This window comes from Microbacterium deferens (genome assembly GCF_045517775.1).
Taxonomy (GTDB): domain Bacteria; phylum Actinomycetota; class Actinomycetes; order Actinomycetales; family Microbacteriaceae; genus Microbacterium.
The window spans coordinates 908,089-919,629 of the sequence record NZ_JBEUWT010000001.1; the positions used below are offsets into that span (position 1 = coordinate 908,089).

General features: G+C 68.6%; 10 protein-coding genes. 5 read left to right on the forward strand and 5 right to left on the reverse strand.

The annotated features are described in order from the left end of the window. Positions 1-2,139 carry a fibronectin type III domain-containing protein gene (locus tag ABTU82_RS04360; RefSeq protein WP_407171964.1) on the reverse strand — a complete coding sequence of 713 codons (2,139 nt, stop codon included), beginning with the start codon at positions 2,137-2,139 and terminating at the stop codon, positions 1-3. Positions 2,140-2,573: 434 nt separating this feature from the next. Between ABTU82_RS04360 and ABTU82_RS04365 the strand changes: the two genes are divergently transcribed. Next, entirely contained in the window at positions 2,574-2,846 is a 273-nt protein-coding gene (locus tag ABTU82_RS04365; RefSeq protein WP_407171965.1) for a hypothetical protein, read from the forward strand. Between the two features lie 36 nt (positions 2,847-2,882). On the opposite strand, the gene ABTU82_RS04370 is transcribed toward ABTU82_RS04365, so the two are convergent. The 4 genes from ABTU82_RS04370 to guaB all read right to left on the reverse strand — a co-directional run bounded on the left by ABTU82_RS04370 (position 2,883) and on the right by guaB (position 7,156). After that, positions 2,883-3,656 (reverse strand): SURF1 family protein, encoded by a 774-nt coding sequence (locus ABTU82_RS04370; RefSeq protein WP_116648685.1) that lies wholly within the window; start codon positions 3,654-3,656, stop codon positions 2,883-2,885. A gap of 98 nt (positions 3,657-3,754) precedes the next feature. Then, positions 3,755-4,870, reverse strand: a complete 1,116-nt coding sequence (locus ABTU82_RS04375) for a GuaB3 family IMP dehydrogenase-related protein (RefSeq protein ID WP_116648668.1) — start codon at positions 4,868-4,870, stop codon at positions 3,755-3,757. Between the two features lie 123 nt (positions 4,871-4,993). Beyond that, complete coding sequence (locus tag ABTU82_RS04380; RefSeq protein WP_407171966.1) at positions 4,994-5,635, reverse strand: TMEM175 family protein; 642 nt, start codon at positions 5,633-5,635, stop codon at positions 4,994-4,996. Positions 5,636-5,653: 18 nt separating this feature from the next. Next, on the reverse strand, positions 5,654-7,156 hold the full coding sequence (gene guaB, locus ABTU82_RS04385) for an IMP dehydrogenase (RefSeq protein ID WP_407171967.1): 1,503 nt from the start codon (positions 7,154-7,156) through the stop codon (positions 5,654-5,656). Between the two features lie 333 nt (positions 7,157-7,489). Here guaB and ABTU82_RS04390 point away from each other — a divergent pair, with 333 nt between their 5' ends. Genes ABTU82_RS04390 through ABTU82_RS04405 form a run of 4 tightly spaced genes read left to right on the forward strand, consistent with a single transcriptional unit; the run spans position 7,490 to position 11,479 of the window. Further along, on the forward strand, positions 7,490-8,746 hold the full coding sequence (locus tag ABTU82_RS04390) for a branched-chain amino acid ABC transporter permease (RefSeq protein WP_116648665.1): 1,257 nt from the start codon (positions 7,490-7,492) through the stop codon (positions 8,744-8,746). A 9-nt stretch (positions 8,747-8,755) separates the two neighbouring features. Beyond that, the gene (locus ABTU82_RS04395; protein WP_116648664.1) at positions 8,756-9,736 is read left to right on the forward strand and encodes a branched-chain amino acid ABC transporter permease; all 981 of its coding nucleotides are present in this window, start codon (positions 8,756-8,758) and stop codon (positions 9,734-9,736) included. A gap of 37 nt (positions 9,737-9,773) precedes the next feature. After that, the gene (locus tag ABTU82_RS04400; RefSeq protein WP_116648684.1) at positions 9,774-10,745 is read left to right on the forward strand and encodes an ABC transporter ATP-binding protein; all 972 of its coding nucleotides are present in this window, start codon (positions 9,774-9,776) and stop codon (positions 10,743-10,745) included. Next, positions 10,742-11,479, forward strand: coding sequence for an ABC transporter ATP-binding protein (locus ABTU82_RS04405; protein WP_116648663.1), 738 nt, complete (start codon positions 10,742-10,744; stop codon positions 11,477-11,479). Before ABTU82_RS04400 ends, ABTU82_RS04405 begins: the two co-directional genes overlap by 4 nt. The last annotated feature ends 62 nt before the right edge of the window (positions 11,480-11,541 follow it).

The following is an 11,541-nucleotide window of genomic DNA, read 5'->3' on the forward strand; positions in this document are numbered from 1 at the left end:
TCAGGAGGCCTTTCGGTTGCGGAGGACGGAGCGGCTGACGATGACCCCGCCGCCGATGGCGAGTGCGCCACCGAGGACCATGAGGCTGACGGGCAGCGCGGCGCCGGTGGCGGGGAGGGTTGCGGCAGCGCCGGTCGACGCCTGCGTGACGGTGATCGCCGCGCTGGCGGTGCGGCCGGAGTCGAGACCGGTCAACACGATCGTGTGCTCGCCGGGCTCGGTGCCCGCCGGGATGGTCACCTCTGCGGCGATCGCGCCGCTCGCGTCGGCGGTGCTCAGCGCGAGCGTGACCGGCGCCGAGTGAAGCTCGATGGCGACGCGCTCACCCGGCGTGAAGCCGGTGCCCGACACGGAGAGCGAACCGCCCGGCGCCACCACGCTGTCGCCGATCATCATCGCCGTCGCGGTGCCACCGCTGCCCGGGGTGGGTGCGGGGGTCGGCGTGGTGGTGGGCTGACCGGTCGGCGTCGGAACCGTGGTCGGCTCCGGCGTGGAGGTCGGCTCCGGCGTCGAGGTCGGCTCCGGCGTGGAAGTCGGCTCCGGCGTCGAGGTCGGCTCCGGCGTGGAAGTCGGCTCCGGCGTCGAGGTCGGCTCCGGCGTAGAAGTCGGCTCCGGCGTAGAAGTCGGCTCCGGCGTAGAAGTCGGCTCCGGCGTCGCAGTCGGCTCCGGCGTGCTCGTCGGCGTCGGGGTGGGCTCGGGCGTCGGTTCCGGGTCAGGGGTGCCGGGGGCAGCGACGCCGTCGCGGGTCGACCCGGGCCCGCCCGTCCAGGCGGTGTCGTCGGTGGTCACGAGCTTGGCGCCCGCAGCATCCTTCTTGATCGTGAAGGCATCGAACAGTGCGCCGTCGACCGTGCGCGCCTCGACGTGCATGCGCCCGTCCGAGGTCACGTCGACCGTCTGGAACAGCTGCACATCGCGGCCGACCACACGCAGGTTCGCACCGTTCGCGGTCCAGTTGTTCGCGCCCGCCGGGTCGGGGATGTACATCTTCGGCCCCGCCACGCTCACGAGGTAGACCGGACCCGTGTGGCTCGTGGCGGGATCAGCACCCCCGGGCAGGTTCTGCTCGTTCGCGACGAGGTTGCCTCGACCGTAGGCGTGGTCGTGACCCTGCACGACCAGGTCGACGTCGTACTTCTCGAAGAGCGGCTGCCAGGCGTTGCGGAGCACCGCGTTGTCACGGCCGCTGGTGACCGAGTACATCGGGTGGTGGAACGTCACGACCGTCCACTGGTTCGGGTTGTCGGCGAGCACGCCGTCGAGCCACGCGGTCTGCGCGTCGCGCGCGGCGGCGACACCCGCCTGGGTCGAGTCGAGGGTGATGAACCGCACGCCCTGGTAGTCGACGTAGTAGACGGTCTCGCTCAGGGTCGGCTGCGACGCGGGCCCGTTCAACGGGTACTCGAACTGCGCGCGCCAGTTGCGCGAGAGCACGGCGGACGGCCAGTACTCGTGGTTGCCCGTCGCGGCCAGCACGTTGAGGTACTGGTTCGAGAACGCCGCAGCCTCGTGCCACTCACCCCACTCGGCGTCGCTGTTGTCGGTGTCGATGAGGTCGCCGGCGTGGACCACCGCCCGCGCGTAAGGCCGGGCCTCGAAGGCGGCCCGGAAGGTGCGCGACGTGTAGGCCTTGTTGTCGTTCTGCGCGTCGCCCTGCACGAGGAAGCTGAAGTTGCCGGGGGTGTCGCTCGCGGTGGTGAACTCCAGCCACTCCCCCCACGTCTCGCCGTCGCCCACCCGGTAGATGTAGGTCGTATCCGCCGTCAGTCCCGCGATCGTGGCGGTGTGGTGCGCGACCTGGTAACCGAGGTCGGCGTCGTACCGGACGGTCGAGGCCGCATCGACGGACTGCGCACCGCTCGGCGTGCTGGGCCCGCTCAGAGCCCATTCGACGCGAGGCGTGGTGACCGCGTCGGAGGTGCGCCAGGTCACCGACTGGCTCGTCGTCGGGGTCGCCGTCGGGGTCAGGATCACCCGGTCGGGCACCGCGGTGGGCGCGTGGACGGTCTTGGGGTCGACGGCCGGCGGGGCGAGCCCTCCCCCGGCGGCGACGGCGACGCCGCCTCCGAAACTGGTCAGTCCGATCACGACGGCCAGGCAGCCGGCCGTGATCATTGCGGGACGCGCGAATCGAGGCACGCGGAACACCTCTCAAGTGGGCCGGATCGACACCGGCAGAAAAGCGCACGGGGGCGCCGGCCCGCTCGGGTAGCGGGTTCACCCCGATTGTGGCGGGGCGCGGGGGCCCGCCCGAGGCGGATCGGTGAGATCAAGCGCCCGTTCCGAGAACATTCATCTGCATCGAAGATTGTTGTTCTCGGGGCAGTCTCACCGCCCCGTGTGGAGCCCTCGTCGTTCGCTGGTGCGACACCCGCCGTTCACCCATGACTGAGCCCACGACGCATCCACTGGGACTCTTCTATGGATCACGGCGATCACGTGCGGAGGGGGCGGGAGGCGAGTAGCCTCGCCGCAAGCCCCAGCCCCCGGCTGAACCCCGCAGACTGCTCGCCGCGAGCTCCACGCTCGGCACGACGTGGGATTCTCGCTGCAGCCTTCCTCTGGGAGAGACCGTGACCGACAACCTGCATCTCGCCGAGCAGAACTCGGCGCTCATCGCCATCGCCCTGGACGGGGAGTCCGTGGCGATGCCCGTCGTGGGCCATGTCGAGGACGACGAGAATCCCGTTCGGATGCTCGCGGTCGCCCTCCACCACGCTCAGACCGCCATCAGCGCCCTCACCGAAGAGGTCCGCGGCCTCCGCGACGAGGTCGACCGCCTCGGCGCGGATGGTTCGCGGATCACGACGGCCGATCTGCACCGACTGGGACTCGACCTGCCCTGAACCGGAGCGCCACCGCCCGACCGGGCGGCGCGCCCCTCACGCCGCGGCGTCTCCGGCAGCATCCTCGAGGTCTTCGATCTCCTTCTCCCAGGCGTCGCGGGCCAGGCGGTACCAGAGGTAGAAGGCGAATCCCGCGAAGACGGCCCACTCCGCCGCATAGAAGATGTTGAGCCAGTTGACGTTCGAACCCTCGGCGGGCGCGGGCGACGAGATGGCCTCGAGTCCGCCCAGCGGCTCGGCCGCCGTCAGGTAGGGGCGGTAGACCTCGAGACCGGCCGTGTCGTGCCACCGCGAGAGCAGAGCGGCGGGCGACATCCTCGGGATCTCCTGCGGGTCGGTCTTGGCGGGGACGGCGGCCCCCTCGTCCGAGATGATGCGCCCCGTCAGATCCGCGAGCGCCGGGGACGCGGCGGCCTGGGCAGAGAGGGCGGATGCGGCGGACTCCGCCTGCGCCTTGTCGCTCGTCCATCCCACCGCGACGGCCAGCGAGACCGGCGACGGTGAATCGGTGACGCGGAGCTGACCGGTGACCCAGTAGCCCGCGACGCCGTCGTTGAAGCGGGAGGAGACGACGATGAAGTCGTCGGGCACCCAGGTGCCCGACACGTCGACCCGCTGCCCCACGAGGGGCTCCTCGAGGTACTCTCCCGGCGCGACGACATCGGCGATCGGACGCACGACCTCGGTCGACCCCGGCGGGGGCGGCGAGGTGTCGATCGCCCGACTGAGCTGCCACTGACCGAGCCACGCGAAGACACCGGCCACGACGAGGCAGACGGCGAGCACGCCGATCCACCGGGGCCGCAGCATCACCTCGCGCAACGTGGGGGCGTAGGCCTTGACGGGGTCGATCATCGACGCGGTCACGGCTGCATCGTCACGGGGTGCGCTCGGGGCCGGGTCGGTCATCAGTGGCCGTAGGGCGCGACGACGACCTCCACGCGCTGGAATTCCTTGAGGTCGGAGTACCCCGTGGTCGCCATGGATTTGCGAAGCGCTCCGATGAGATTCGCGGTGCCGTCGGCCACGGGCGCCGGCCCGTAGAGCACTTCCTCGAGAGGGCCGACCTGCGAGACCCGCACACGACGTCCCCGCGGGAGCTGCGGGTGGTGCGCCTCAGGGCCCCAGTGGTAGCCGTGCCCGGGCGCATCGGTCGCACGGGCGAGCGCGACGCCGAGCATGACGGCGTCGGCGCCCATCGCGAGCGCCTTGACGATATCGCCCGAGGTGCCGACTCCCCCGTCGGCGATGACGTGCACGTAGCGTCCGCCCGATTCGTCGAGGTAGTCGCGACGAGCACCCGCGACATCGGCGACGGCGGTCGCCATCGGCGCGTGCAGCCCCAGAGTGGCGCGCGTCGTCGACGCCGCCCCACCGCCGAAGCCCACCAGCACGCCCGCGGCGCCCGTACGCATGAGGTGCAGGGCGGCCGTGTACGTCGCCGCACCGCCGACGATGACGGGCACGTCGAGGTCGTAGATGAACTTCTTGAGGTTCAGCGGCTGGTCGACCGACGACACGTGCTCGGCCGACACCGTGGTGCCGCGGATGACGAACAGGTCGACCCCCGCGGCCACGACGGTCTCGTAGAGGTCCTGGGTTCGCTGCGGGGTGAGCGAGCCCGCGACGGTGACGCCCGCGGCGCGGATCTCGGCGAGGCGGTCGCGCACGAGCTCGGGCTTGATGGGTTCGGCGTAGAGCTCCTGCATGCGGCGGGTGGCCTCGCCGTCGCCGAGCGAGGCGATCTCGGCCAGGAGCGGCTCGGGGTCGTCGTACCGCGTCCACAGCCCTTCGAGGTCGAGCACGCCGAGACCGCCGAGCTGACCCAGCATGATCGCGGTGCGCGGGCTGACGACGGAGTCCATCGGTGCGCCGAGCACGGGGATCGAGAACTGGAACGCATCGATCGTCCACGCCGTCGAGACGTCTTCGGGGTTGCGCGTGCGCCGTGACGGCACGACCGCGATGTCGTCGAACGTGTAGGCGCGGCGAGCGCGCTTGGCGCGGCCGAGATCGATCTCCATACTCACCCCCTCAGCCTACCCGCGCGGCCTGACATCCCCCCGGGCCCCGCCGAAACACTGTTGCCGGGCGAGACGCATCGCCAGGCCGCGCGTCTTGGCCGATTCGCCTGTCTCGAGCAGAAGTCAGGATGCGGCGGAGTCGCGCGGAAGACCGCGTTGCAGCATTCGGGTGACGACCGGATCGAGGAGGAAGAGCGCGAAAGCGATCGATCCCGCGTAGGTCGACAGCGCGATGACGGCGACCGAGATGAGCACGGCGCTCAGCCCCGCCCGACCGATCGCGGTGGCCTGGACGTCGGTGAGGTCCGGCAGCATCCGTTCCCTGTGGCGACAGGCCCACATCCACTGCAGCCAGCTGATCACGACGGCGAAGAAGAACGTCACGGGCATCGCGACCCGGCCGATGAGGAACGCCGAGTACTCCGTGGTGAGCCCCGTCACGAACGGGATGAGCACGATGAACAGCAGCCGGGCGTTGTTGAGCCAGACGATCACGCCGTCGACGCGGGCGACGTTCTCGAACTGCTGCGTGTGTGTCATCCACAGCAGGCACAGCAGCACGAAGCTCAGCACGAAGTTGAGGAACAACCCGCTCATGTCGCGCAGGCCGGCGAGCAGGTCGCCGTCCGACGCCACCGTCCCGATCGAGTGCGACGTCAGATCGAGCACGAGCAGGGTCGCCGCGATGGCGAACACCCCGTCGGTGAAAGCCTCGAGCCGACCCGTCGACTGGGTGGCATCCGAATGCGTACGCCGCGCGAACATCCGCACAGCGTAGCGCCGCTACTTCTTGTAGTTGGGCGCCTCGACGACGATCTGCACGTCGTGCGGGTGCGACTCCTTCAGACCCGCCGCGGTGATGCGCACGAACTTGCCCTTGGCCTTCAGCTCGTCGATCGTGCGGGCGCCGACATAGAACATCGACTGCCGCAGACCACCGACGAGCTGATAAGCAACAGCGGCGACGGGGCCGCGGTACGCGACCTGCCCCTCGATGCCTTCGGCGATGAGCTTGTCGTCGCTGGGCACGTCGGCCTGGAAGTAGCGGTCCTTGGAGTAGGACGTCTTCTTACCGCGCGTCTGCATGGCTCCGAGCGAACCCATGCCGCGGTACTGCTTGAACTGCTTGCCGCCCTGGAAGACGATCTCGCCGGGCGACTCGTCGGTTCCGGCGAGGAGCGATCCGAGCATGACGGTGTCGGCCCCGGCGACGAGGGCCTTGGCGATGTCGCCCGAGTACTGCAGACCACCGTCGGCGATCACCGGCACGCCCGCCTCACGGGCAGCGAGGGATGCTTCGTAGACGGCGGTGACCTGCGGAACGCCGACACCGGCGACGACGCGGGTGGTGCAGATGGAGCCCGGTCCGACGCCCACCTTCACCGCGTCCACGCCCGCGTCGACGAGTGCCTGCGCACCCTCCCGGGTGGCGACGTTGCCGCCGATGACGTCGATGTGGTCGAACGTCGGGTCGGCTTTGAGCCGGCGGACCAGATCGATCACACCCGCCGACTGGCCGTTGGCGGTGTCGACGACCAGCGCGTCGACGCCCGCGTCGCGGAGGGCCTCGGCGCGCTCCCACGCGTCGCCGAAGAAGCCGATCGCCGCACCGACGCGGAGGCGGCCGTGCTCGTCCTTGGTGGCGAGGGGGTACTTCTCGCTCTTGTCGAAGTCTTTGATCGTGATGAGTCCGGCGAGCTTCCCGTCGTCGTCGACGAGCGGGAGCTTCTCGACACGGTGCTTCGCGAACGTCGCGATGACCTCGTTCGCGCTGATGCCGACGGGGCCGGTGATGAGGCCCTCGGTCGTCATGACGTCCTTCACGAGCGTCGTCTGGCGCTCGAAGCCCGAGACGAAGCGCATGTCGCGGTTGGTGACGATGCCGACGAGCCGGCCGTCGTCGTCGACGACGGGCAGACCCGAGATGCGGTACTTCGCGCAGAGATCGTTGACCTCTTCGATCGTCGCGTCGGCGGTGGTCGTGATCGGGTCGGAGATCATCCCCGACTCGCTGCGCTTGACGCGGTCGACGTGCGCTGCCTGGTCTTCGATCGACAGGTTGCGGTGGATGATGCCCAGCCCGCCCTCGCGCGCGATCGCGATCGCGAGACGCGCCTCGGTGACGGTGTCCATCGCGCTCGAGAGCAGCGGTGTCGCGACGGTGATGCGCCGTGACACACGAGAGGAGGTGTCGGCCTCACTCGGGATCACATCCGTGTGCCCCGGAAGGAGGAGGACGTCGTCGTAGGTGAGGCCTACGAAGCCGAAGGGATCGTTGTGCTCCATGGTTCTCGTTCTCCTGCGCGCGCGGCGCGTTGCTCGAAAGGACGACGACGGCCGGTGCGCTGCTCGCGCGCCGACACCGATTCTAATCGCGCGGAACCCTAGTTCATTCCCGGAAATACCCCGACACGGCCGTGACCGACCTAGTATTCCCCTCAGCGTTCCTGCGATCTTCGGGTTTCGCTGTGAAACACCGACGACACATTACGCTCGTAACGTCTTCATCATCGCCGATGCGACTCGATGTCGGCGCCCCCGACTGGAGGATCCGTGAGACCCACCACCACCGCGCCACCACGAGTTCGCGCGGGAGTCATCCCAGCGGTCATCGCACTCATGCTGACGCTGCTCGGGCTTTTCGCCGGCGTGACGCCGGCGCACGCGGCCGAAGACGACCCTTACCGCATCAGCGGCAACGTCCAACTCGACGGCGAACCCTTGGAGGGCGTCGTCCTCGTCGTGACCGGTCCTGGCGGTGAGCAGAAAGTCGAGACCGACGCCGAGGGCCAGTGGCGTGTCGGTGTTCCCGAGCGCGGCGAGGAATACGTCGTCACGCTCGACGAGACCACCCTGCCCGACGGCATCGCGGTCGTCGACCCGGAAGACGACACCCCGAACGCCAAGGAAGTGGAGGTGGGAGCCGGCGGTCGCGTCAGCGTCAACTTCTTCATCGGCGAGGGAGAACGCAGCGTCACCGGTTTCGCCGACCAGCTCGTCCAGCGCGTCGTTCAGGGTCTCAGCTTCGGCCTCATGCTCGCCCTGGCCGCGGTCGGACTGTCCCTGGTCTTCGGTACGACCGGCATCTCGAACTTCGCCCACGGCGAGATGGTCACCTTCGGTGCGGTCATCGCCCTGTTCCTCGTGGGACCGGCGACGCTCGCGCTCCCCGTGTGGCTGGGCTTCCCCCTCGCCGTCATCCTCGGCGGCGGGTTGGGGCTCATCCTCGACATGATCCTCTGGCGGCCTCTTCGGCGAAAGCGGGTGGGAGCCGTGCAGCTGATGATCGTCAGCATCGGTCTCTCGCTCGCGATGCGCTACATCTTCCAGTACTTCATCGGCGGCGGCACGAGCCAGCTGCCGTACGCCTCCGAGCCGAAGATCCCGCTGTTCGGCGTCGTGCAGCTGAGCGTCATCGACATGGTCTCCATCGCCATCTCGATCGTCGTGATCGTCGCGTTCGCCCTCTGGCTCACGTTCTCGCGACTCGGCAAGGCCACTCGAGCCATCTCCGACAACCCCTCGCTCGCCTCGGCGTCGGGCATCGACGTGGACTACGTCGTCCGAGTCGTGTGGGTGGTGGCGGGAGGCCTTGCGGCCCTCGCCGGCGTGCTCTACGCCTACTACCGCCCGGGCATCAAGTGGGACATGGGTGCGCAGGTGCTGCTGCTCATGTTCGCCGCCGTCACGCTCGGCGGGCTCGGCACCGCACTCGGCGCGCTCGTCGGTTCGATCATCGTCGGCCTCCTCGTCGAGGTCTCGACCCTGTTCGGCGTCCCCTCGGATCTAAAGTACGCCACAGCGCTGGTCGTCCTCATCGTGATCCTGCTGTTCCGCCCGCAAGGCATCCTCGGCCGCCGCGAAAGAATAGGTTAGGCGCGAATCATGGACTGGCTCCAGATCCTCTCGAACACCGCATCCTCGATCCTCAGCCCCGCAACCCTCGGCTACGCGCTGGCGGCACTCGGCCTGGCCGTGCACTTCGGCTACGGCGGACTCATCAACATGGGCATCGCCGGCTTCATGGCGATCGGCGCCTACGGGTACGCCATCTCGGTACTGAGCTTCGGACTCCCCTGGTGGCTCGCGGCCCTCATCGGGCTCGTCGCCTCCGCCGTTTTCGCCCTCATCCTCGGCATACCCACGCTGCGACTGCGCGGTGACTATCTCGCGATCGTCACCATCGCCGCCGCGGAGGTCGTTCGTCTGCTGTTCCTGACGACGGCGTTCGAAGACGTCACCGGGTCGGCGGACGGCCTGAGCGGCTACCACGAGAGCTTCCGGTCGTCGAACCCGATCCCGGCCGGCACGTACGGTTTCGGTCCGTTCACCTACAACGAGACCGACTGGTGGGTACGCATCACGGGTCTGGTCACCCTCGCGATCGCCGCACTCGTCGTGTGGATGGTCACCCGCAGCCCCTGGGGCCGCGTGTTGAAGGGAATCCGCGAGGACGAGGACGCCGTACGTTCGCTCGGAAAGAACGTCTTCTCCTACAAGCTGCAGGCACTCGTTCTCGGTGGCGTCCTCGCGGCGGCCGGCGGCATCGTCTACGCGCTGCCCTCGGCGGTCAGCCCCGGCGTCTACGTCACGTCGCTGACCTTCTTCGTCTGGACGGCGCTCCTCCTCGGTGGAGCGGCGACGGTCTTCGGGCCCCTCCTGGGATCGCTGATCTTCTGGGTGCTGCAGACCTTCCTCTCCAACGTCCTCCCCGCTCTCGTGAGCGCGGGCGTCCTCCCGTTCATGTCGGAGATCCAGGCGGGAACGGTGCGCTTCATCCTCGTGGGTGTGGCACTCATGCTGCTCGTGATCTTCATGCCGCAGGGAATCCTCGGCAACAAGAAGGAGCTGACCTTTGTCAAGTAGCGCCTCCCCCAGCGACGCTCCACTCGAGCCCGCCCCGCTGACGTCCCCCACCCCGCGCGCGAAGGCCACCGGCCTGCACATCGGGGAGGCGGTCCCCGGCGTCAAGAAGGTCGACCCGATCATCGTCGCCGACGGCATCACTCGATCGTTCGGAGGTGTGACAGCGGTCGACGTCGAGCACCTCGAAATCCCCCGCGGCGCGATCACCGCCCTGATCGGCCCGAACGGAGCGGGGAAGACCACCCTCTTCAACCTCCTGACCGGCTTCGACAAGCCCAACAGCGGGTCGTGGACGTTCGAGGGCAGGTCGCTCTCGGGCATCCCCGCTTACCGGGTGTCGCGGATGGGCCTCGTGCGCACCTTCCAGCTCACGAAGGCACTCGGGCTGCTCACCGTGATCGACAACATGAAGCTCGGCGCACGCAAGCAGCGCGGCGAGAACTTCTGGCAGGGGCTCATCCCCGCGATCTGGCGCAAGCAGGACGAAGAGATCGAAGCGCGGGCCATGAAGCTCCTCGCAAAGTTCAAGCTCGACGCGAAGGCCGACGACTTCGCCGCGTCCCTGTCGGGTGGTCAGCGCAAGCTCCTCGAGATGGCCCGGTCGCTCATGACCGATCCGACCCTGGTGATGCTCGATGAGCCGATGGCCGGTGTGAACCCCGCACTGACGCAGTCGCTCCTCGACCACATCCTCGACCTGAAGGATCTCGGCATGACCGTGCTCTTCGTCGAGCACGATATGCACATGGTGCGCCACATCGCCGACTGGGTCGTCGTGATGGCGGAGGGTCGCATCGTCGCGGAGGGAGATCCGCTCTCGGTGATGAAGAATCCCGCCGTGATCGATGCCTACCTCGGCGCTCACCAGGACCTCGACCTGGGGGTCGTCACAGGCCGCGTCGCCGTCGTCGACGTCGACCCGACCACCGATGCCGAAGCATCCGTCGACGCCGATGCGACGGTCCTCGTCGAAGACGGCGTAGCCGAAGACGAAGGGAACCGCGCATGAGCGCCACCGCCACCGCCACGCCCGTCGTGGTCGTCGACAACGTCCACGCCGGATATCTGCCGGGCGTGAACATCCTCAACGGCTGCTCGCTGGTCGCCGAGCAGGGCGAGCTCATCGGCATCATCGGCCCGAACGGCGCCGGCAAGTCGACGCTGCTGAAGGCCATCTTCGGGCAGGTGAACGTCCGCGGCGGCACCATCTCGCTGGAGGGCGACGAGATCACGGGGCTCAAGGCCGACAAGCTGGTGCGTCGCGGCGTGGGGTTCATCCCCCAGACGAACAACGTCTTCCCCAGTCTCACGATCGAAGAGAACCTGCAGATGGGGCTGTATCAGAACCCCAAGATCTACAAGGAACGACTCGAGTTCGTCACCGGCATCTTCGCCGAGCTCGGCAAGCGGCTGAAGCAGCGCGCCGGCTCTCTCTCGGGCGGCGAGCGGCAGATGGTCGCGATGAGCCGCGCCCTGATGATGGACCCGAAGGTGCTGCTCCTCGACGAGCCGTCGGCGGGCCTCTCCCCCGTGCGGCAGGACGAAGCGTTCATCCGCGTCTCCGAGATCAACAAAGCCGGGGTGACGTGCATCATGGTCGAGCAGAACGCGCGCCGCTGCCTGCAGATCTGCGACCGCGGCTACGTTCTCGACCAGGGACGCGACGCCTACACCGGCACGGGCCGCGAGCTGCTGAACGACCCCAAGGTCACCGAGCTCTACCTCGGCACGCTGGGCGTCTAGACCTTCGCACCTGCCATCCGGCCCTACGGGGTGCGGATGGCAGGTGCGTGTGCGCGCTCCCC